This window comes from Clostridium mucosae (assembly GCF_024622765.1).
In the GTDB taxonomy this organism is placed as follows: domain Bacteria; phylum Bacillota; class Clostridia; order Clostridiales; family Clostridiaceae; genus Clostridium.
Map to the genome: position 1 here is coordinate 313195 of NZ_JANKAF010000002.1, position 22922 is coordinate 336116.

At 25.7% G+C, this 22922-nt stretch carries 21 protein-coding genes and 1 pseudogene; 3 read left to right on the top strand and 19 right to left on the bottom strand.

The window, feature by feature from the left end; genetic code table 11:
- Positions 1-157 precede the first annotated feature (157 nt).
- The 16 genes and pseudogenes from NSA50_RS04795 to NSA50_RS04870 all read right to left on the bottom strand — a co-directional run bounded on the left by NSA50_RS04795 (position 158) and on the right by NSA50_RS04870 (position 16957).
- Positions 158-970, bottom strand: a complete 813-nt coding sequence (locus NSA50_RS04795; protein ID WP_257443323.1) for a nitroreductase family protein — start codon at positions 968-970, stop codon at positions 158-160.
- A 291-nt stretch (positions 971-1261) separates the two neighbouring features.
- Positions 1262-1975 carry a Crp/Fnr family transcriptional regulator gene (locus tag NSA50_RS04800; protein ID WP_195265059.1) on the bottom strand — a complete coding sequence of 238 codons (714 nt, stop codon included), beginning with the start codon at positions 1973-1975 and terminating at the stop codon, positions 1262-1264.
- 156 nt (positions 1976-2131) lie between these two features.
- Complete coding sequence (locus NSA50_RS04805) at positions 2132-2938, bottom strand: DUF438 domain-containing protein (protein ID WP_257443327.1); 807 nt, start codon at positions 2936-2938, stop codon at positions 2132-2134.
- A 31-nt stretch (positions 2939-2969) separates the two neighbouring features.
- Positions 2970-3671 carry an iron-sulfur cluster repair di-iron protein gene (ric, locus tag NSA50_RS04810; RefSeq protein WP_111928191.1) on the bottom strand — a complete coding sequence of 234 codons (702 nt, stop codon included), beginning with the start codon at positions 3669-3671 and terminating at the stop codon, positions 2970-2972.
- 262 nt (positions 3672-3933) lie between these two features.
- A complete protein-coding gene (gene hcp, locus NSA50_RS04815; protein WP_257443330.1) occupies positions 3934-5586 on the bottom strand; it encodes a hydroxylamine reductase in 1653 nt (550 codons plus the stop codon).
- Positions 5587-5729: 143 nt separating this feature from the next.
- Entirely contained in the window at positions 5730-7628 is a 1899-nt protein-coding gene (locus tag NSA50_RS04820) for an ABC transporter permease (protein WP_257443332.1), read from the bottom strand.
- Positions 7628-8380, bottom strand: a complete 753-nt coding sequence (locus NSA50_RS04825; RefSeq protein ID WP_195429723.1) for an ABC transporter ATP-binding protein — start codon at positions 8378-8380, stop codon at positions 7628-7630. The genes NSA50_RS04820 and NSA50_RS04825 overlap by 1 nt, the downstream gene beginning before the upstream one ends.
- Before the next feature lie 96 nt (positions 8381-8476).
- Complete coding sequence (locus tag NSA50_RS04830) at positions 8477-9493, bottom strand: sensor histidine kinase (RefSeq protein ID WP_257443334.1); 1017 nt, start codon at positions 9491-9493, stop codon at positions 8477-8479.
- 8 nt (positions 9494-9501) lie between these two features.
- Complete coding sequence (locus NSA50_RS04835; protein ID WP_195429727.1) at positions 9502-10173, bottom strand: response regulator transcription factor; 672 nt, start codon at positions 10171-10173, stop codon at positions 9502-9504.
- A gap of 175 nt (positions 10174-10348) precedes the next feature.
- Positions 10349-12199: an FtsX-like permease family protein gene (locus NSA50_RS04840; protein WP_257443337.1), complete on the bottom strand. Its 1851-nt coding sequence runs from the start codon at positions 12197-12199 to the stop codon at positions 10349-10351.
- Entirely contained in the window at positions 12186-12944 is a 759-nt protein-coding gene (locus NSA50_RS04845) for an ABC transporter ATP-binding protein (RefSeq protein ID WP_195429732.1), read from the bottom strand. Before NSA50_RS04845 ends, NSA50_RS04840 begins: the two co-directional genes overlap by 14 nt.
- Positions 12945-12966: 22 nt before the next feature.
- Positions 12967-13098 (bottom strand): annotated as a pseudogene (locus NSA50_RS04850) (undecaprenyl-diphosphate phosphatase); the annotation flags it as partial.
- Between the two features lie 229 nt (positions 13099-13327).
- Positions 13328-14308: a sensor histidine kinase gene (locus NSA50_RS04855; protein ID WP_257443341.1), complete on the bottom strand. Its 981-nt coding sequence runs from the start codon at positions 14306-14308 to the stop codon at positions 13328-13330.
- Between the two features lie 10 nt (positions 14309-14318).
- On the bottom strand, positions 14319-15011 hold the full coding sequence (locus NSA50_RS04860; RefSeq protein ID WP_195429734.1) for a response regulator transcription factor: 693 nt from the start codon (positions 15009-15011) through the stop codon (positions 14319-14321).
- A 291-nt stretch (positions 15012-15302) separates the two neighbouring features.
- Entirely contained in the window at positions 15303-16325 is a 1023-nt protein-coding gene (locus NSA50_RS04865; protein ID WP_257443344.1) for an ROK family protein, read from the bottom strand.
- Positions 16325-16957 (bottom strand): HAD family hydrolase, encoded by a 633-nt coding sequence (locus tag NSA50_RS04870; protein ID WP_257443345.1) that lies wholly within the window; start codon positions 16955-16957, stop codon positions 16325-16327. The genes NSA50_RS04865 and NSA50_RS04870 overlap by 1 nt, the downstream gene beginning before the upstream one ends.
- Positions 16958-17364: 407 nt before the next feature.
- On the opposite strand from NSA50_RS04870, the gene NSA50_RS04875 reads away from it, so the two are divergent.
- The gene (locus NSA50_RS04875) at positions 17365-18315 is read left to right on the top strand and encodes an alpha/beta hydrolase (RefSeq protein ID WP_257443347.1); all 951 of its coding nucleotides are present in this window, start codon (positions 17365-17367) and stop codon (positions 18313-18315) included.
- A 323-nt stretch (positions 18316-18638) separates the two neighbouring features.
- Here NSA50_RS04875 and NSA50_RS04880 read toward each other — a convergent pair whose 3' ends face one another.
- Both NSA50_RS04880 and cplR read right to left on the bottom strand, forming a co-directional pair.
- A complete protein-coding gene (locus NSA50_RS04880) occupies positions 18639-19202 on the bottom strand; it encodes a beta-class carbonic anhydrase (RefSeq protein ID WP_257443350.1) in 564 nt (187 codons plus the stop codon).
- Positions 19203-19279: 77 nt separating this feature from the next.
- Positions 19280-20926, bottom strand: coding sequence for an ABC-F type ribosomal protection protein CplR (cplR, locus tag NSA50_RS04885; RefSeq protein WP_257443351.1), 1647 nt, complete (start codon positions 20924-20926; stop codon positions 19280-19282).
- Between the two features lie 223 nt (positions 20927-21149).
- Here cplR and NSA50_RS04890 point away from each other — a divergent pair, with 223 nt between their 5' ends.
- Positions 21150-21464 (top strand): hypothetical protein, encoded by a 315-nt coding sequence (locus NSA50_RS04890; protein ID WP_257443353.1) that lies wholly within the window; start codon positions 21150-21152, stop codon positions 21462-21464.
- A 151-nt stretch (positions 21465-21615) separates the two neighbouring features.
- Entirely contained in the window at positions 21616-21843 is a 228-nt protein-coding gene (locus tag NSA50_RS04895) for a hypothetical protein (RefSeq protein ID WP_257443355.1), read from the top strand.
- A 74-nt stretch (positions 21844-21917) separates the two neighbouring features.
- Here the strand turns inward: NSA50_RS04895 and hisC are convergent, their stop codons facing one another.
- Positions 21918-22922 carry a histidinol-phosphate transaminase gene (gene hisC, locus NSA50_RS04900; RefSeq protein ID WP_195429747.1) on the bottom strand — a complete coding sequence of 335 codons (1005 nt, stop codon included), beginning with the start codon at positions 22920-22922 and terminating at the stop codon, positions 21918-21920.

Below are 22922 nucleotides of genomic sequence, written 5' to 3' on the forward strand. Positions count from 1 at the left end.
TTATAAAACTTTAATCTTTATTCATCTAATTTTAATATCATTATTACAATAAGATTATAGACACTTATAAATTTGCTTATTCATTTACCTTAGGCTGAATATAAATCTTCATACTTTTTAATATATATTAAAAAGAGATATCCTAAGACATCTCCTTTTATTTTTCTCTTATCCAAGAAATAACATATGCGTATTTACCTTTTATAGATGGATTTTCAAATTTAAATTCTCCTTTTATCCCTTTTTCCTTCATATACAAGTCCAGATGACAAAGTGCTATACCTATATCTATTTTGCTCATAGAAGTACTACCATTGTTATATATATGAATATCCTCCTTTACCTTAAGCAATCTCCATGGTTGATTATTCATAGATGATGGTGCTAATCTTACCATCTCAAATACTTCTCCATATTCCTTTGATTCTTCCTTTGAAAGATGAGTATGAAAATTTTCATTGAAGAATAATTCGGAATAATCTTTTCTTATATTTTTATGGTCTTTCATTAATGATGCAAGAAATGATTTTTTTCCTCCTTCATATCCAATTGGTGATACAACTGGTAATATTTCATTACTTTTAAGATTAATGGTTTTTCCAAAATCACCCTTGCTAAATGTTCCTCCAAGCCAAACTGTACCTAATCCTAGTGAAGTACAATATAAAATCAATTTTTCAAATGTATATCCTAATGCTTCTAATGCAAAATCTTTATTTTCGCATGCAGCTACTAAATAATAATTTGCTCCTTTTATAACTCCATAAGTACCAAGTCTAATTACATCCTTATAAGTTTCCTTTTTGATTAAATGTATTCTTACCTTTATATTAAAAGGATTATCCAATTCACTTATATAATTCTCGATTTTTTCTATTAGCTCTTGAGATAAATGCTTGTCTTCATAATTTCTAACTGAATATCTAGCTCTTATTACCTCTTCTAAAGGCTTATTAAATATCATCTCCATATAAATTATCTACCCCTCTTTTATAGCATATTAAATAAACATTATTATTTTATAATATCTTTGTAATTATTTACAATAAATTATATCATTAAATTGTTTTTATATCTATTGTAAGAACAACAAAATTTATTCTAACTAATTTATAGCAAATGCTAAGTAATATCTCCTAATATAATCTTCTTTTAGATGTATACCAAATAAAAAAGAAGATAAATAATACTTATCTCCTTTTACATAAACTATATAATTTATTCTTTTAAAGATAATATGAGCAATTAATGATATAACACTCTAAAAAATGGATTCTTCTAATAAACTTAAATTATTAATTACTATTTTCTTTGTCCCTACAGCTTTAATAATATTCTCACTTTCTAATAAACTTAGCTTTCTGCTTAATGTTTCTCTTGCAATGCCACAATAATTAGCCATTCCTTCTCTGTTTAATGGTAAATCCACTTCTATCTTTCCATTTACAATTTTGCCATATTTCTCAGAAAACTCTAAAAGCATACAGCATATTCTTGCTTCTGGATTATTATTAGATAAATTCTTTGAAAGGTTTTCTACTTCTATTAATCTTTTATTTAACTCAGAAAGAAGTTTTAAGCAAATAGACGGATTCGAATATAATATATCTTTTAAGTCTTCTCTTGAAATAGTGCATAATTCAGTGTTTTTAACTGCTATTGCAGATACATTACTTTCCTTAGTATCTCCTAATATATTACTTTCTCCAAGGAAATCCCCAACAGTTAGTATATTAATAATTTGCTCCTTTCCAGTTGCAGTAGTTTTACTTATTTTTATCATGCCATCACTTATTATAAAGAGTTTCGAAACCTTATCTCCTTCTAAAAATAAACTTTCTCCTTTTTTTAAAACCATATGTTTTCTTACTGATATTATTCTATCTAATTCCTCTTCGGAAAGTGATTCAAATATAGGTACTTCTTGTGCATATAATCTACTTGCACACTTTTCACAACAACAATCACAATTCAAAATAAAATACCTCCTAACCTAAATCATATAACTTAGTTTAATTATACTATAAAATTCACATTTATAATTAAATAATATAATTTAGAAGGAGGTTTGAATTAATTTAAATCTTTAATAAAAATTTTAATTTATATTTGATTTTCTAATACTAAATTATTACTTACAATCATCAGGAGTAAATGTACAGTAACCTATATTGTCACATTCCTTTTTCATATTATCCCATTTAGTATCGTCTTCTATACTTTCTAATGCTGTAGGATATAATATATAATTTTCCTTAAATATATGATCTTTTAATTCAAAGCAAATAGCATTTGAAAGTCTTTTTAATTCACTTTTATATTCAACAAAATCTAAGTCAGCTACAGACTCACTTAACTTCTTTAGTTCTCTTTTCTTTTTTCTTAAATCTTCATGCTCAAGTCTCATTATTCTAGTTGGTCCTGTTATCCCCCTTGCTTCAAGCTCTGGGAATAATACATCTTCTTCTCTTTTATGATGTGGCTCAGCATCTAATATACTAATAATAAGTTCAGTTACTCTTGTAAATTCTTTTCTATTCTTATCATAACTTTCCATTTCTAGTATTACATTAGTTACTTCTTCTAATTTCTTTAAAAAGCTTAAAATCAATGCATGTTCTTCAACTAGTGTATATAAAATATGTCCCTTAGATATATTGCTTTGTAATTTTTCAAGTTCACCTTGTAAAATCGTCATATGAATTTCACATAAATGCCTTAATTCACTTGGATTCATTCCTTCTTCTACTAAACTTTGCTCTGCCATAGAAAGTTCTAACGGACTTATTGATTTAACAAGTTTTAATCCCTTTTCCTTTAAATCTTCTGTTAATCCTTTTTCATTTAAATTTCTTAAAAGTACTGTTAACTCCTTTATTTTTCCTTCATTAACTGCTCTATTTACACCATTATCTAAAATAAATCTTTTCTTTTCCAAATTAATCACCTCTATATTCTTTAATAAACTTCTATTGATATCTCTTAAATAAAATATTGTTTTCTTTATGAATATGAACAAATAAGTCTTTCTCAAGATCATGCATCTTCATATATAATAATTTGAAGCTTGTACACGCCCATTCTGGAGCACTATAATCATCTGTAATTTGAGCTAATTCTTTTAGTATATCTCCTGCAGCTTCATGTTCTCCTATAAATCTTTCTATTTCTACTTTTAAAATATCCTTCTTTTCTTTATCATTAGTATTTTCAAATTCAATTATCTTTGGAAATAATATTTTTTCCTCTTTTATTAAATGTTCTTCTAACTCACATTTTAATGCTCCAAAAAGTTTATGAACCCTTGTTAAAACTTCTGGTAAATGATTATAATGAACTTTAAATACCCTAACTAATAATGGATCTATATCTCTTAGTAATTCAAAAGTTTTAGCATGATGAGTATTTACTATATGCTGAATTAATTCTTCTGAATTTCTTTCATTCCAATTTATATATGATGAATTATCAAATATAAATTCTTCAAGTTCTTCATTTATATCTTCAATAAATTTATCTACGTCAATATTTTTTTCTTTTAATGCAATTTCTAAATTTTTATTTCCACCACAGCAATAATCTAATCCAATATCATTAAACTTTTCAACAACTGCAGGATAAATAATAACACATTCACCTAAACTTAAATTTTTATTTATACTCTTTTCCATATCAATCACTCCAACCTTGTTTTTCTTATCTATGAGTAAATTATAAGAAAATTTTTAAAATAAAAATGTGATTCAAATCAAATTTTGAAAAATTGTAATCTTAAATTAAAAATTGCATATATAACATCATAAAATCAGTTTAATCTTTAATCATTAAAATAATAAAAACTTTATATCACAACCTTTTCTAAAATTTCAAAGTATAATACGAATCAAAAAAATAAGAAGATATATCATAACTATATCTCCTAAAATATTTATATTATACTAATTGTTGAAGACATGTCTTTAAATCTTCTTCTGGTGTACTAATAGGTTTAAGATCAAATGTATCTACTAGATATTGCAGTACATTTGGTGATATAAATGCAGGTAATGATGGCCCTAAGAACATTCCTTTTATTCCAAGCGATAATAATGCTAATAAATCTGCAACAGCTTTTTGCTCATACCATGATAAAATTATTGATAATGGTAATGAATTTACATCTGTATCAAAAGCATCTGCTAAACTTGTTGCAATTTTCACAGCGGAGTAAACATCATTACATTGACCTACATCTAAAAGTCTAGGCAATCCATTTACTTCTCCAAATTCTAACTTGTTAAATCTATATTTTCCACAAGCAAGAGTTAAAATAATACAATCCATTGGAACTTGTTCAGCAAATTCTGTATAATAATTTCTTCCTGGTCTTGCTCCATCGCATCCTCCAATTACAAAGAAATGTCTTAGCTTACCTTCCTTAACTGATTCCACTATCTTATCTGCATGACTTAAAGTTGCTTTATGAGCAAAACCTACTAATATTTCGTGTTCTTCTTCATCTTCTTCAAATCCACCTAACTCAAGGGCTTTATCAATTATTTCTGAAAAGTCCTTATATCCATTTTCATCTCTTCCTATATGCACTATTCCATCCCAGCCAACTACTGAAGTACTATAAATTCTATCTTTATAGCTTTCCCTTGGCTTCATTAAGCAATTTGTTGTCATAAGAATACAACCTGGTATATTATCAAATTCCTTTTGTTGATTTTGCCATGCAGATCCAAAGTTTCCTACTAAGTGCTTATATTTTTTTAGCTCATCATAACCATGGGATGGTAACATTTCTCCATGTGTATATATATTTATTCCTTTTCCTTCACTTTGCTCTAATAGCATTTCTAAATCTCTTAAGTCATGACCTGAGACAACTATAAATGGTCCTTTTTTAATATTTACATTTACTTTATGAGGTGTTGGATTTTTATATCTAGTTGTGTTCGCATCATCTAAAACTCTCATAACTTCTATAGCTATTTCTCCAGTTCTCATTACCCAACGTATTAATTCTTCTACTTCTACACTATCATTTGTTATAATTTCTAATGCTCTAAAATAAAATTGATCCACTTGATCGCTATAAAAATCAATAAATCTAGCTTGATGACCATAAGCGGATATTCCTTTTAATCCATAAAGAATAGTTGATCTTAATGATCTTATATCTGCATTTAACTCTTGATCATACATTATTCCAGCTTTTACTGCATCCTTTAGCATTTCCTGTTTTGTAGCACTTAAGTTATATGTAGCTGGATCAGGGTAATCACCTTTTGGTGCTTTACTTCGTAATGATTCTTTTATTTTTTGTGAATCTTTAAGCATTTGTATATGAACTTCTACATCAAAGTTAACATTAGTTAAAGTTGTAAAAAGTCCATTTTCTACAAACTCAACTATTGTTTTATCTATAAGATCCCCTTTATCTATTAGTGGTTTAGCATAACATGATATTCCCTTTAGTTGATAAATCAATAAATCCTGAAGATTTGCAACTTCTGGTGTTTTACCGCAAACCCCCATCTTAGTACACCCCTTGCCCCCCATAGTTTGCTCACATTGATAACAAAACATTGCATTATCCATATCTTTATCTCCTTTCCATATAAACCTATTCTTAGTTATATAACCCTATTATCAGTTATATAAACTATTTTTATTCATATATAATACTCTTTTAAAAAGCAAAAAATTCACGATTGCTTTAAACAATCGTGAATTTTATATTCTTAATTTTTCTTTATTCCTATTATTTTTTTAAATCCTATGATTGAAATAATGCAATTAACTATAAATATAGCTATGCAAATTACTAAGCTAAGTAAATATACAAAATTTAAATTTTCTTTCATAAAATCAGCTAATGCATTAATTGCAAAATAACTATGAATTGCACCAACTACTAATGGAATGAAATAAAATAATGCAACTTCTCTACTTATAGATTTACTTATATCTTTCTTTGAAGCTCCTATACTTAAAAGTGTTTTATACTTTTGCTTATCTTCATTTGCATCACTATAAATTTTTATATAAATAATACTAGCTTCTGCTAATGCCATTACTAAAAATAAGAATCCTCCAATTGCATAAACAAATTTTACCCATTCTATTGTTTTTAACTCAAATTGACCATAAAATCCATGAGTGGTTTCTAAATTGAGATTTTTTCCTATTTCATCTATTACATTAATTATATTTTCTTCATTTTCTATTTTAATGCCATAGAAATTTATTTCAGTTGCTGTTTCTTTAAGCTTTTCATATTCATCATTATTAACAACTATAGTAGAATAATTTAATGCTTCACCAAAAACTCTGATTCTAGTACTTTCGCTTACATTAAACTTAATATCATTTAATGTAATATCATTGGTATTAGCTAAAAAGCTCATAAGAGTACCTGGTCTTTCAATGTATATAACATTATTACCTTCCACCATTTCCTCATTAAATTTATCTAAGTCTTTCTCATCACCATTTGCTTTCAATATATTAGATAAATTATCATAAGATACTACTATATATTCATCATTTTGATATTCCGGAACATCTTTTAATGTACTATTAACCTTTAGTACTTTAGTATTTAAGGAATATTTTTCTTCTCCAACTTCTTTTAATTTATGCGCTATTTCTTCTGAATTAAACTCATCTGTAGATGAAATTGCTAAAGAATATAAAGTAATATTTCTTTGGCTATTTTCATATGTTGTCTTCATTGAAAAAGCTGTTCCAAGAACTGTAGTAGTTGTTGCTGTTAGTATAGCTATAGTAGCATAAATAGTATAGTTTTTCTTAAATCTATAAGCTAAATTATTTATAGTTACAATATTTGATCCTTTGTATAATATAGATTTTCTATTAATTAAGAAATTAAACACTATTGGGAAAACAGCTCCAAATAATCCATATGTTCCTATACAAACTAATACTAAAGTCTTAAGAGCATTCATTGCTTCTTCATTTACTAAGTAATATCCATATCCAATTAGAAATAATGAAATTATTCCAATTATATATATAATAAAATTAACTTTAGGCATCTTTTCTTGTTTTTTATTTGCATTTAAAAGATCTACAATTTTGCTTCTAACTATACTTATAAATCCTTTTATACTCATAAATAAAAAGATACACATAAAAATTGCTACAGTATAAATTATTGAATTTAAGCTTACATTAAACGTCACATCTATATTAAAGTCTGCAATTTTAAAAACTACTATTTGAAAAAACTTTGATAAGACAACTCCTATAGTTGTTCCAATTATTGATGCACTTACTCCAATTAACATCATTTCAATAAAATATATCTTTCCTATTATTGATGAATCAAGCCCCATAAATGCATAAATACCAATTTCCTTTTTTCTATTTCTTAAGAAGATATTAGATGCATACCAAATAAAGAAAAACATAAATATAACTAAAATGGCAGTTATAACTTGCAAAATAAGCTTGCTATATTCTTCATTCATATCACCAAGGACTTTCATTGCCTCTCCATCCATCATAATTAAGAAATTACTTAAAATAACCACCGAAAAAATCATTGAAATAAAGAACATAGTATATACTTTTATATTATTCTTAAAATTATTATAAGCTATATTAAATACGCTCATTATTTAGCACCTCCTAAAGATGCTAACATATCAATTATCTTACCATAAAACTCTTTTCTATTATCTCCTTTATTTAATTGACACTTTATTTCTCCATCACTTAATATATAAACTTTATTAGAATAACTTGCAGTAAGAGCATCGTGAGTAACCATAACAATAGTAGCATTTTCTTCCTTATTTGCTCTGCTTAAAGATTCTAGCAAATCTGATGATGATCTTGAATCTAATGCTCCAGTAGGCTCATCTGCAAAAATTACTTTTGGATCAGTTATTAAGGCTCTAGCTGCTGCCCCTCTTTGCTTTTGTCCTCCAGATAATTCATATGGATACTTCTTTAAATGCTCCTTAAGACCGAATATCTCTGCAATATTAATTACTTTGTTTTCTATATCTTTAGTTTTCTTTTTTCCTAATGCTAATGGCAATGCTATGTTATCCATTAAATTCATATTATCTAACAAATTATAATCTTGAAATATAAACCCTATTTTATCTCTTCTTAAATTAGATAATTCCTTATTCTTAATCTTTGTTATATCTTTTCCATCAAGAATTATTTCACCTTTTGTTGGTTTATCTAAGCTTGAAATTAAATTAAGCAAAGTAGTTTTTCCTGCTCCTGATGGCCCCATTATAGAAATAAAATCACCTTCATTTACAGTAAAATTTATATTATTTAAAACCCTTGTTCTAAACCCTCTAACTCCATACTCCTTAGATACATCTTTTAACTTTAAAATTTCTTTCATAACTAATTCCTCCAAAATTAACTTTAACTTTAATTTTATTTTAATAGTTTTTTAATTTGGATTCCTTCACTTAACCTTACCTTTTTTATTCTAATGTTACATTTTAGTAACCTTTAAATAATCGGAGATTTTATAAAAGTATATATTAAATAAAGTATATTCACCCTTAATTGATTCCACAGAAATTTCATGTTCTAATTTATTTAATACCTTCTTAGTAAAATAAAGCCCCATGCCAGTAGATTTATATACTTTATTTCTACCATTACTTCCTGTAAAACCTTTGTTAAATATCCTTTCTATATCTTCTTTTTCTATGCCAATGCCATTATCCTTAATACATAGTTTTATATATTCTCTATTATCCTCTGCATAAAATTCTATCTTACCATTTTCTTTTGAATATTTAATAGCATTATTAATTAATTGATCTATAACATAAATAATCCATTTTCCATCACTATAAATATTATAATTTAAATTGCTTGTAGCAATTTCTATCTTATTTTTTATTAAGAAAAATGAATTGTTTCTTATAGATTTTTTAACTATATCCCCTAAATTTTCTTCTTTAATAAAAATATCCTCTGAAGCTACAGTAGCTCTGCTTCCATAAATAACTGAATTAACTAGAAAATTAATTTTTTCTGTTTCATTTTTTATGATACTTGCTGCATCATAATCCTCTATATCTTCTGTAATTATATTTAATGCTGTTATTGGTAATTTTATTTCATGAACCCATTTAGAAATATATTCTTCCATATCTCTTAATTTTTCTTCATATTCCTTAGTTTTAAAATCATACTTTTTATCTTTATTGTCTATAAGCTTAAAAATAATTTCCTCTTCTAAAGAGCTTTCTTTAATATCTTCTAGAGAAATATCATTTTCATTTAAAATAGATTTATATAAATCGTAATATTTCTTTTTCCAATTAAAATAAGCAGTGTATATCCATATTAAATATATAGTAATTATAATGAAATCTAAATAAATTAAATCACTAGTTCGACCATTGAATGAATTTATTGAAATTAAATATATGTTTATTACTAATAATAAAACTATAGAAAAAATAATATTTATACTCTTTTCTTTTATAAATCTCATTAAGCTCATTAAATCATATACCCTATACCTTTCTTGGTTTTTATAAAATCATTTAATCCTAATTCATCCTTAAGTCTTCCTCTTAGCCTAGTTACATTTACAGTTAATGTATTATCGCTTACAAACTCATCATCATTCCATAAGCTCATCATAATTTTATCTCTTGAAACTACTTTACCTTTATTTTTAATAAGTATTGATAATATTTTCATTTCATTTTTTGTTAACTCAATAATATTATCTTCATACTTAAATGTACATTTTTCCATATCTAAAATAGTATCTTTATAATAAATAACAGAATCTGAAAAAGTATAATCATAGCTTCTCCTTAGTAATGCATTAATCTTAGTTATTAAAACTTCTATAGAAAAAGGCTTTGTTATATAATCATCGCCACCATTATTTATTCCCATAATTAAATCCATATTTGAATCTCTTGAGGATAAAAATATTATAGGCACCTTAGATATTTCTCTAATTTTTTCGCACCAATAAAACCCATCATAGTATGGTAAATTAACATCCATTATTATTAAACTTGGTTTCTTTTCAATAAATTCTTTTACTATATCACTAAAATTATCTATAAGCTCTATGCTAAATCCCCATTTCTCTAAAGATAAAGAAAGTTGTTTTGATAAATCTAAATCATCTTCTACTAATAATATTTCTCTCATAATAGCACCCTCCAAATTATTTTTATGTAAATTATAACATACTTACATTTATATAAAACCTTACCTACTATAAACACACTATACTATAGTACTTTTTAAGTTTAAATTTAATTTATAAAAATAAGATACTGCTACATAATACTTTAATTTATGTGACAGTACCTTTAAATTTATATTACAAATTTCTTTTTATTTCTATTAAATATTTCTTTCTTATAATAAGAAAATAAATCACTTGAATAATAAAGAAACTACCCATAACTGTAATTGCTGATATGCTTATTTTCATATCAAATGCATTGTTAAGTGCTAATAATGCAAATAAGGAATGTATTACTGCAACTATATATGGAAGTAAAAATAGTACTCCAATTTCAATAGTTGATATTTTTTTAATTTCTTTAAAAGTTAATCCTATTTTATTTAATTTACTATATCTTATCTTGTCCTCTTCTATATCCATATAGTATTTATTGTATAAGAAGCTTGCTGTAGTTACAAAGAAAATTATACCTATGAATATTGCTAAGAACATAAATATCCCATACCCCAATTTAATCGATTCTAATAAATTAGCTTTTATTAGTAAAACTCTTTCTTTACCATAGTTTTCTTCACCAAACCTTTTTAAGTAACTTCTTGATATATCTAATGTATCCTTATAATTATCTACATTAATACTACAAAATGAAAATTCTAAAGCCTTAATTTTGTCATATGATTCATAATTTAAAACATATATGCTCTCGTATAAAGCTGGAAGAACCCTGCTATCTAACTTTGAAATAATTTTAATATTTTCACCATCAATTTCTATGTTATTAACATTATTAGATAGTGATGAATTTAATAAACCTTCATTTTCCTTAAGGTCTATTTCTTCTTTCACAAATGATTTAGCTAATTTATTATAAGTCTCTTCACTTATTATATTTATTTCGTCATCATTATATTTTAATGATTTTATATTTCCTTTAGCCATTTTATAGTCATAATTACTTTTATTTAAGGCTCCCTCTAAAAATGCTATTTTTTCATCAACATCTAAACTTTCTTCATTGAAAGCATAAAAAAATGTCTGTGGAAAACTAGCATTAACCTCTGATTCTTTATTAAGCCAAAAGGAATATACTCCTCCAATAGATGTAAATGCTACTGCTGACGTTATTGTTATAAGAAAGAACATTCTAGTATTATCTTTTACTCTATATAAAAGATCTGAAACCCATAATAATCTTGTCTTGTTCATATAAAATACTTTATTGCGTCTCAATTTATTTATCATAAAAACACTAAATTGTGAAAATAATAAATATGTTCCGATTACAACAATAGTCGTCACTGGTATAATCCTATAAATTATATTTTCCATAGTTGAAGTAATGGAAAAATAATATCCTAAAACAATTAATATAATACATATTAATGTAAGAATCTTTGAAGATTTTGGTTCATTCTTTGGCTTCTTAGTTGCTTTAAGTAATGCTAATACTCTATCTTCCTTTATTATGCTAGTAGTAAAAATAGAAATTATCCCTCCCATCAAGATAAATCCTATTATTGTAATTATAATTGCCTTACTTGGTAGATAAAATCCTAAAATGCCATATCCAAGTAGCTTTCCACTAGCTAACAAAAATATTTTTGAGAAAATTAGTCCTATAAGAACTCCAACTATGCCCGATAAAGAGCTTATTAAGATATTCTCTATTATTATCATCCTCTTTACTTGCTTGTTTGAAGCTCCTATGGTATAAAGTATTCCTATTTCTTTATATCTACTTTTTAAAAACACACTTACTGAATAAAAGATAAAGAAACATAAAAATAAATAAGCTATACTCATAGTTAATTTAAATCCTACTTGCAAATAGTTACGAAAGCTACTTATATCCATATCTGGATGTAAGATTAACATAGTAAAAGAAAATAATAATGCTGATGAAATGCTACTGCTTAAGAAGTATCCAAAATATGCTCTTATGTTTCTTATCACATTCCTAGTTGCAAATTCAATAAATTTCATTATCTTTCCCTCCTAGTAATGCAAGAACATCTAAGATATCTTGATAAAACTTTTGTCTATTATCCTCTTTATAAATTTCATTATATATAGCTCCATCTTTTATAAATAAAATTCTATTGCAATAACTAGCTGCCACTGGATCATGTGTAACCATCATTGTAGTTACCTTTTCCTCTTTATTAATCTTTTCAAACAATTCCATTACTATTTTTGATGATTTTGAATCTAAATTTCCAGTTGGCTCATCTGCTAAAAGAATTGATGGATCATGAATTAATGCTCTTGCTACTGCTGTTCTTTGAGCTTCTCCTCCTGATACCTCAAAAGTCCTCTTATTTAATATTTTTTCAATTCCTAGAATCTTTGCTACCCTTTCTAGCTTCTTATTTTGTTCTTTTACTGATACTCCATCTAAAGTTAACGGTAATAATATATTTTCACCAATAGTAAGCGTATCTAGCAAATTAAAATCTTGAAATACAAATCCTAATTCTCGTCTTCTAAATAATGATAATTCATCTCCTTTTAATAATAGAGGTTTAGTATCATTTATCCTTATTTCTCCTGAAGTTGGCTTATCTATTGTTGAAATAACATTTAATAATGTTGTTTTCCCACTGCCTGAAGGGCCCATTATCCCTATAAATTCCCCTTCTTCCACAGTAAAATTAATATTATTTAGTGCAGTAAAGGCAACTTTATTTCCATATATTTTTTTTAAATTTTTAACTTTTAAAATCTCCATAAATTTCTCCCCTTATATAGTTAAAATTATTATCTTTGTTGATTAAACTTCCAATTAAAATCATATGTCCTGTTGATGATACAGGAATAAATTCGGTAAGACCTTCAACAATGGCAATTACAATAGACTTTAATATAAATATTATATCAATCATTCATTTTATCCTCCTTTAAACTTTATATATTTAGTTTAATGGAGACTCTATTCTATGTACTATCTTTAAACCTTACATAATTATTACATGTATGTCACTTTTGCTTTTTATGCATAAAAATAAGGCAAATCATATAATATAACTTACCTTTATTTTATTATTTGTACTAAAAATATTTTAGTTAAATTTTTAATCCTTATTTCAACTTATATAATATTAATTTAATATCTTACTTCTTAAACTTTATTATGATAGTTGTTCCACACCCCATAGTAGAATCTATTGATATAATATGACCTAAATTATCACAAACCTTTTTCACTATGTACAATCCCATTCCTGTTGATTCACCATATTTACGTCCATTTTCTCCTGTAAAAAAAGGATCAAATACTCTTCTTATATCTTTTTTATTTATACCTATACCTTTGTCTATTACCATTAATGTAACATATTCAAAATTTTCTTCAGCCTTTATTATTAATTCTTTTCCTAAACCCTTTGAATACTTTATACCATTAACAATAATCTGTTCTAATATAAATTTAATCCATTTTAAATCACTATATATTTCTATGTTTTTATCTATTTCAACTATTGGTTTCATTTTATTTTTAATAAAAATAGTTTTTTCTTCATTTATTTTATTCATAACCAATTTATATAAAGAAACCTTATCTATTACAAAATCTTTTTGAAAGGAATCTAGTCTAGCAAAATACATTGCCATATTCAATCCTTTATTTAACTTATATACTTCATCTCTTATATTCTCAATAGGTAATTCCCCTTCATCTTCTTGCATTTTTAGCTGTATTATTGAAAGTGGTGTTTTCATTTGATGAACCCACTGATTTATAAACATTAAATGTTCTTCATGATTTTTATTTTTATCTACTAACTCGCTGATATATAAACTATTCATTTGATTTAAAATATTTGATATTCCTTCACCTAAAACTGAATTTCCTAAGTTTAATACTGTTTCATTTAAATCATTTAAATTCTTATTTAATAAGTTATATATTTCTCTATTTTTATAATATCTAACGCCTAAAAAGGTAAATAAAATAAATGTATTAAATACTAATATATAAAAAAATTCGCTTGAATCTAAACTTCCAAGAAGGATTATATAACTTAATGTAATTAAAAGGCTTAAGAAATATATAATTATATACCCTCTATTATCCTTTAAAAATAATTTCATACTATTTCTCCTACCAAGTTTTATTTAATCTATATCCAACTGTTCTTACAGTTTCTACTCCATTATATATTCCAATATCATGAAGTCTTTTTCTTATTCTACTTATATTAACATTTAATGTATTTTCTTCAACAAACTCAATATCATCCCATATCTTCTCTAAAAGAAAATCTCTATCTACAACTTTAGGATACTTTTTAATTAAATACTCTAATAAAATTCCTTCTTTTTTAGTTATAATCAATTTCTTATTATTAAACTCAATTTCGGATCTTTCTGGATAAAATATTAATCCATCAAGTTCAACTATCCTTTCTTTCATTTGTATAGCATAATCTCCAAAAGCCCTTCTTAAATGACTTTTTATTTTTGCCATAACAACCTCGTAATAAAAAGGCTTAGTTATATAATCATCTCCACCATTTTCTAGTGCCATAACTTGGTCCATTCCACTATCCCTTGCTGATATAAATATAATTGGAATTTTTGACTCTTGTCTTATCCTTCTACACCAATAAAATCCATCAAACTTAGGTAGGTTAACATCTAACAGTACTAAATTAGGATTAAATTCATTAAACTCACTAATTATATTCTCAAAATCTTCAACAACCTTTACATCAAATTGATATTTAGAAATATAATCTTTTAATAAAAGACTTAATGACGAATCATCTTCTATTATATATATCTTATAATTCATATTATTTGCTCCTTAATAATTATAAATTACATTAATTATACAATTAATTTCCATACATTTGTATTACAATTTAGTAATGTTTATAATTAATTCTATTGCTTTATTACAATGAGTCTTTTATCCCAAATCAACACATATATATATGACTTGTAAAAACTTTTATGTTGATTTTCTTAAATATAAAAAAGCTACAACTAGTATTATATAGTTATAGCCTTATTTTTATTTAAAAGTACTTTGGTTACGCTAGCCAAAGCTATAACGCCCTCTATACTAATAATAACATTATATTTAATTTCTAATTAACTTAACTTCTTTATTTATTAACCTTAATGATTCTTTTTTTATTCCTTCTAATGAATAATCACAACTTTTTTCTTGTATTAATATTTTCGTTTTTATATTAAATTCTTTATTATATCTATCTACTATTTTATTTTTAAGATGATATTTAAAACTACTTCCCCCTAAGACGACTACACTAGGGTTAATTATTGCTGATATTGTTTTTATAGTATTTATAATTACATGTATATACTCGTCATCATTTAAGTTGCTCATCAACATAGTATTTAAAAAAGTATCTCTCACAGGAATAAATCCAATTTCTCCAGCATATCCATTATCACCTCTTAGAACATTTCCATTTAGTATTACTCCGGATCCAACCCCTAATGAAGTAAAACTTACATATACAAGACTAATAGGTCCGACTTTATTCTCTTCTATATAATCATTATAAAAAGCTAAAGATGCAGAGTTTATATCATTTTCTAATAATATAGGAACATTAAATTTTTCCCTAAGATATTTTTTTATTTTTATTTCTTTCCAATCTTCCATTTTAATTCCAGATAAATATCCATCATTAGTTACAACTCCTGGAACACTAATCCCAATACCTTCTATATTATGATAAACTTCATATAAAGCTTCTATTGTATTTGCAATAGTTTTAATATCTTCTAGGCTACTTATTTCTTTAATCTTTTCTTTTAAAACTTCTCCTAAAGAATTGACTATTCTATATACTGTTTTATCCTCTTCTATTGATATTGCTATTATATATCTTTTATTAGAGTTCATCTTATATCTTTCGGCTCTTCTTCCACCACTAGATTCATCTAATCCTACAGATAGTATTTCATTCATTTCTATAAGCTCATTTAAAATGACTCTTACAGTTGTATGACTTAAACCTGTATCCTTAGAAATCTCAGCTCTAGTTGCATTACCTCTAGTCCTTATTGAATTCATTATTAATGAAGTATTTACATTTTTAAGTTCCTTTGGCTTTCCTGCAATTTTTTTCATTATGTAAGATTTAACTCCTTTAAAATATCTATTGGTTTTTTAAACTCAAAATCAGCCTCTATTCCTTCTAAGTTATCAGCACCCCATATAGCTAGTCCAAAATCCATTCCTGCAGCTTTAGTTGCTTTAAAATCAAATATTGTATCTCCAATATACATACAATCATTTGGGCTTATACCTAATATTTCAGTCACTTTTAATAATGGATCAGGATATGGTTTATGTCTTTTCGTATCTTCTGCTAAAACTTCACATTTAATATATTTTTTTAATCCAGTAGGTTCAAAATCTATTTTATATTGATCTTTCATTTTAGAACTTGCTATAGCACATATAATTCCTTTTGAATTTAATGTTTTTATTACTTCATCAAATCCTTCAAACAATGTAGCGCCTTCTTCAAAATCATTTACATACTCTACCCACTTTTCATAAGATTTTTCTATATCCTTAAATCCTAACTCTTCTAAAGTTTTCTTTCCTGCATATGCTTTATATTTAAGTAAATCTGAATACATAACATCTTTATCAAGCTCTTCTTTTATTAGTCTTTGAAGTGGAACCAAATTCATTCTCTCAGTATTTAAAACTGTTCCATCTAGATCAAAAATTATACATTTATACTTTTTCATATTTATATCCATACCCTTTATATTATACTTTTGAAAGTTTCCTTCAAAAGTATAATAACATAAATCAATTAATTAATCAATTACAGATAAATTAATTAAATTATATTTATTTTATATAATTTACTATAAATAGCTTTACTTATAACATATACAAAGAAATTAAAAATCGCTGTAATATATACTACTTTTATATATGCTGATTATTTATTCCTATCATCTTTTAGTATATCCCTAAAAATTTCACTCAACTAATTACTATATTTTTTAATATCATAATTTTCTTTGTTTAATTAAATAAAATGTAACTAATCTGTTAATATTTTTTAACTTTTATAAAATTATTGTTATATCAATCTAAAAATGCTAAAATATCGCTTAATAATAATTAATAAACTAAGGAGACTATAATGAATAAGAAAAAGACAGCAATAATTTCAACCAGTATATTAGGTGCTCTATCTATCAGCGCTTTAGGATTTATAGGTAATTATTTTTATAATTTAGCTCTTAATCCAACAGTATCAAAAGATGCTATATTCGGTACCCCAGAAGAAGCAAAAGAAACAAGTGGTGAAGTTATTGATGAAAATGTAGATTGGTTGCTTAATAAATCTAAATTTTCTAATGAATATATAGAATCATTTGATAATTTAAAGCTTCATAGTTACAAAATATTAAACGAAATCCCTACTAATAAATGGATTATAACTGTTCATGGATATACAAGTAACGGTACCGATATGAGTGGTTATGCTAGAAAATTTTATGAAATGGGATTTAATATTTTAATTCCTGACCTAAGGGCTCATGGCGAAAGTGAAGGCGATTATATTGGAATGGGTTGGGACGATCGATTAGATATTATTGAGTGGATAAATTTAATTCTTAATACTGATAAAACTTCAGAAATAATCCTTCATGGAGTATCGATGGGGGCAGCTACAGTTTCAATGACTTCTGGTGAAGATATTCCAAGTAACGTAAAAGCTATTATAGCAGATTGTGGATATACATCTGTTTGGGAGCAATTTTCTCATCAACTAGATGTTTTATACTCATTACCAAGTTTTCCAGTAATGAATGCTTCATCAGTAGTTACAAAAGTTAAGGCAGGCTATACTTTAAGAGAAGCTTCCACACTAAAACAAGTAGCAAAATCTAAAACTCCAATATTATTTATTCATGGAGATGAAGATGATTTTGTGCCTTATTCAATGATGGATGAACTTTATAATGCTACAGGCTCAGAAAAAGAAAAATTAACTATAAAAGGCGCTGGGCATGCAAAATCCTCTACAGTAAATCCTGAACTTTACTGGTCTACAATTGAAAAATTTCTAAATAGATATGTTAATTAACGAGAATATAAAGCTACGATAACTAAATATGTTCCATAAACTAAATAGCTGTACAAAGAAGATTTAGGCTTTGAAAAACTACTATGCCAAGAGTTTTGGTTAAACTCACTGTGCTCAAACAATTAAGCAACACTAAGGTCTAGTAGTTCTTCCTTCACCAATTTCTTCTAATTGTTCTCTATGTGCTTATTCCACATATTATGTTTATCTTCGCCAACTTATATTACTCATCAAATTTAATAGTGAAAAAGAAGAAAATGAAAAGCTAATAAAAGAATGAAGTGTTTTTTATTAGCTTTTCAATAAATAAATTACTGCATAATTTATTTATTGTATCCATTAACTATTAAGTCTAACTTTCCAGTTTCAGGATCTATCGCAAGTCCATGAACTGATATGCCTTCTGGCATTAATGGATGTTTTTTTATTAAATTAACACTATCTTTTATAGATTCTTCAACTGAATCAAATCCATGTAGCCATTTCTTAATATCTATTCCTGCATTACAAAGTGTATCTAAAGATTCTTTTGAAATTCCTCTTTCAATAGCCTTTTGTAATAAATTATCTGTGTTCAAATTACACATTCCACAGCCATGATGTCCAATCACAAAAATTTCATCTATATTAAATTCATAAATTCCAACAATTATACTTCTAATTACACTTCCAAAAGGATGCATAATTGCTGCTCCAGCATTTTTTACAATCTTAGCATCACCATTTTTTATATTTAGTGCTTTAGGCAATAAATCTGTAAGCCTTGTATCCATACAAGATAAAATAAGTATTTTCTTTTTTGGATTTTTTGAAGTTATATATTCCTCATAATCTTTATTTTCAACAAAGTCTTTGTTAAATTTTAGAATTTCATCTAATTTACTCATAGGGTCCCCCTTTATGTTTTTTAGTCTTTTACTCATTTTATAATAAGCATACAATTTTTCATATGTTTTTTTATGTATTATTTTTGTATATTTTTTATTTTATATAATAAATCTTTATATTCAGCATCTAATTCTACTTTTTTTGTTTCATCTGTTTCTAAAGATAATAGTGAAATAACTTCTGTTAACCTATTATTTAAAACTAGCAATTCCTCTTCACATTTCTTTTTATTAGTATCAATTTTCTCACTATTTTTATGCTCTAAATAAAAACTATAACCTCCATCAAATTCATGTAATTTATTTTCTTTAATTTCAATAATATAATCGCATATATTTGAAATAAATCTTATATCATGGGATACTAAGAGAATTGTCTTATCAGTATTTACTAAAGCATTTTCTAATGCTTCTATAGATTTAATATCCAAATAATTAGTTGGTTCATCGAGTATTAATATGTTATTGTCTGATAAAATCACTTTGCATAAACCTACCTTTACTCTTTCTCCTCCACTTAAATCTCCTACTCTTTTATATACACTTTTATCTTTAAATCCAAATTCACTTAAATTAATTCTTATAAAAGTTTCATCGTAAGATGAATCCTCTTTTATATTTTCCAAAATACTTTTATAATCATCTAAAATGCTTTGCCCTTGGTCAAAGTATCCTATTTTTACATTGCTTGAAATCTTAACTTTATCACTATTTCCATTAATTATATGTTTCAATAAAGTTGTTTTTCCACAACCATTTTCACCTAATAAAGCAATTTTTCTTCCTTGTTTTATTTTTAAGTTAACATCATCAATTAATAATTTATTTTTCACATAAATTTTTGAATCATTTACTTCAATAGGAATTTTAGAATTTAACTTCATACTTGGTACAATATTAATTATTATTTCCTTTTTATCCTTTGGTTTTTCTTTAATCTCTAAATGATCTATTCTACTTTTAATTGATTTTATATTATTATCTATATTCTTCTTTCCTCTTTGATCACCCATTTTTATAGTTTTAGCTTCTGATGGCCCCATTCCCTTAGGTGCCTTTTTAATTCTATCTCTCAATACTTCCTTTTCTGATATAGCTTTTTCCAACCTAGATTTTTCATGAATATATTTATTGTATTCTCTTTCATTAACCTTTCTATTTTCTTCTCTTTGATTAAGATAATCACTATAATTTCCATTATATATAGTAAGCTTTCCATCTTCAATTTCAACAATCTTATTACATAAATCATCTAAAAAATTTCTATCATGAGAAATGATAAGCAATGCTCCTTTATATTTCTTAAACAGTTTATTTAAAAGCTTAACACTTTCAACATCTAAATTAGAAGTAGGTTCATCTGCTATTATAAGACTACTATTTTCTTCAAAAGCCTTTACTATCCTCATTTTAACCTTTTCTCCTCCAGATAAATAATCGTCATATTCATCTGGAACATGAAACATACCCTTTACTTTTCCACTTCCTTCAATTTCGCACCATGCTTCTCTTTGACTAATATAAGAATAACTATCCGTAATATAAGTAGTTCCCTCATCTGACTTAATTTCGCCTATTAATATTTTTATTAAAGTGGTTTTTCCTACTCCATTTTCCCCCACTATTCCAATTCTATCTCCGTCCATTATTTCAAACTTATCTATATCGAGTAATAATCTATCACCATAATATTTCTTCAAATTATTAATACTTCCAAGCTGCATATTAAGGCCTCCATAAATAAAAATATAAAAGAAGGATATTGCAAAAACTATAATTTACAACTATCCCTCTAAAATTTATCTTTTATAATATTATTTGATTTATTAGTTAAATGTATTCTATTATAATTTTATTCCATAGATAAAGATATTTAATAATATTACTAGCTTTTGGACAAGATATATATTATGATTATAAAAAATACTAATTTAAGGTGGTACATATATGACAGTTTATGCAATAACATTTTATTTAAATGAAGATTCTCATTCATGTGGTTGTGATTCTCACGATCATGATCATGAACATCATCACCATCATCGTGATGATTATGATATAGTTGGAACTATAAAAACACTTGGTGCTTGGGCTAACTTCATGCCTGATAGTTACTTAGTTAAAACTGATATTTCAGCTAATGAAATCTCAGAAAAGATTAAAGCACACTTACAACCTAATGATTTACTTTTTGTAACTAAGGTTGATAAGGATGATGTTGCATCCTTAACTCCTGGTGTAGTAGATTGGATAAAAGCTTAATTGTAAAAAACACAGTGATTACTGTGTTTTTTATATTTCAACTTTTAAGTAAATATTATATTAAATTATTATTACTTAAAATAATTTAATATAATCTTTCTTAAATTTAATATATAATTATTATAAATTTATAAAAAGGGGCTGGGGCTATATGAAATATAAAATACTAAAAGTAAGCATGATAAATTACAAACTTTATTATGAAGGAAAGGAAATTGATTCGTACATTGACTTAATTAATAAATATTCAAAATATGGATATTCTTTATCTCAAGTTCTGTCATTACCTAGTGAAGATACATCTACTCAATTAACATTAGATATTATTTTGCAAAGAGATGATAGTACTTCTCCATATGATCAAGGATTTCCATATTAATTATAAAAAGGAAAGCTATAACCAAACAGCTTTCCTTTTATTTTTCAATATTATTAACTTCTCAATCACTCAATTTAATAGTTAATCATTATAAATTTCTTTATATTCTCTATAACTATCCTATTTTGCTCTTCTGTACCCATTGAAATTCTAACGAACCCACTCATGCCGATAAATCTTCCATCCTTTACTATTATTCCTCTTTCTTTTAAGAAATCTACAAGCTCAGTTGCTTTATCTCCTAATTTGAACATAATAAAAGATGCATATGATTTTATATATTCTATATTAAGCTCTTTAAAAGCATTTTCATACATAGTAAGTGCTTTTTTATTATTAATTCTTACTTTTTCTACGTATTCTTTTTCCTTTATAACTCTAACAGCTAAACCTTGTGCATATGAATTTAAGTCAAATGGTCCAATAGCAAAATTAAACTCATCAATTATACTTGGTCTAGCAATTCCATATCCAACTCTCACTCCCGCAAGCCCATAAGCTTTTGAGAATGTTCTCAATATTATTACATTAGAGAATTCCTTATAAATCTTTAAAGAATCTAATGGATCTTTCTCTAAAAACTCTATATATGCCTCATCTAAAACTACTTTAACATATGAAGGAACTTTTTCTAAAAATGATATTATATCTTCATCACTTAAAAGTGTTCCTGTTGGATTATGAGGATTAGATATCCAAATTAATCTTGTATTTTCATTTATTTTTTCTAAAGTAGCATTTAAATCTATACCATAGTCTTTTAATGGAATCTTAATATATTTACATTCTTTAATTTTTGCAGCAATTTCATATGTTGGAAATGCTACATCTGGCATTATTACTTCATGATTTCCCCTTACTAACCCAAAAGTTAAAGCTTTAATTAAATAGTCTGAACCATGAGAACAGAATACTTCTTCTTTTGTTACTCCAAAATATTTAGCAATCTCTTCCCTCACTAAGGTATTTGTTACATCTGGATATAATTTAGGATCTATTTGTTTTATGCAATCTACTATATCAAATGAATGTTTTATTTGATTTTCATTTGAATCTAGTTTAATTATGTCATAACTCAA

Bases quoted from the DNA above. Each gene is read 5' to 3' on its own strand.
- NSA50_RS04840 (WP_257443337.1), bottom strand. From the start codon at position 12,199: ATGAAATTTATTGAATTTGCAACTAGGAATGTGATAAGAAACATAAGA.
- NSA50_RS04890 (WP_257443353.1), top strand. From the start codon at position 21,150: ATGACAGTTTATGCAATAACATTTTATTTAAATGAAGATTCTCATTCA.
- NSA50_RS04845 (WP_195429732.1), bottom strand. From the start codon at position 12,944: ATGGAGATTTTAAAAGTTAAAAATTTAAAAAAAATATATGGAAATAAA.
- NSA50_RS04855 (WP_257443341.1), bottom strand. From the start codon at position 14,308: ATGAAATTATTTTTAAAGGATAATAGAGGGTATATAATTATATATTTC.
- NSA50_RS04865 (WP_257443344.1), bottom strand. From the start codon at position 16,325: ATGAAAAAAATTGCAGGAAAGCCAAAGGAACTTAAAAATGTAAATACT.
- NSA50_RS04795 (WP_257443323.1), bottom strand. From the start codon at position 970: ATGGAGATGATATTTAATAAGCCTTTAGAAGAGGTAATAAGAGCTAGA.
- NSA50_RS04870 (WP_257443345.1), bottom strand. From the start codon at position 16,957: ATGAAAAAGTATAAATGTATAATTTTTGATCTAGATGGAACAGTTTTA.
- NSA50_RS04825 (WP_195429723.1), bottom strand. From the start codon at position 8,380: ATGAAAGAAATTTTAAAGTTAAAAGATGTATCTAAGGAGTATGGAGTT.
- cplR (WP_257443351.1), bottom strand. From the start codon at position 20,926: ATGCAGCTTGGAAGTATTAATAATTTGAAGAAATATTATGGTGATAGA.
- NSA50_RS04835 (WP_195429727.1), bottom strand. From the start codon at position 10,173: ATGAGAGAAATATTATTAGTAGAAGATGATTTAGATTTATCAAAACAA.
- ric (WP_111928191.1), bottom strand. From the start codon at position 3,671: ATGGAAAAGAGTATAAATAAAAATTTAAGTTTAGGTGAATGTGTTATT.
- NSA50_RS04820 (WP_257443332.1), bottom strand. From the start codon at position 7,628: ATGAGCGTATTTAATATAGCTTATAATAATTTTAAGAATAATATAAAA.
- NSA50_RS04895 (WP_257443355.1), top strand. From the start codon at position 21,616: ATGAAATATAAAATACTAAAAGTAAGCATGATAAATTACAAACTTTAT.
- NSA50_RS04830 (WP_257443334.1), bottom strand. From the start codon at position 9,493: ATGAGATTTATAAAAGAAAAGAGTATAAATATTATTTTTTCTATAGTT.
- NSA50_RS04875 (WP_257443347.1), top strand. From the start codon at position 17,365: ATGAATAAGAAAAAGACAGCAATAATTTCAACCAGTATATTAGGTGCT.
- hcp (WP_257443330.1), bottom strand. From the start codon at position 5,586: ATGGATAATGCAATGTTTTGTTATCAATGTGAGCAAACTATGGGGGGC.
- NSA50_RS04860 (WP_195429734.1), bottom strand. From the start codon at position 15,011: ATGAATTATAAGATATATATAATAGAAGATGATTCGTCATTAAGTCTT.
- NSA50_RS04880 (WP_257443350.1), bottom strand. From the start codon at position 19,202: ATGAGTAAATTAGATGAAATTCTAAAATTTAACAAAGACTTTGTTGAA.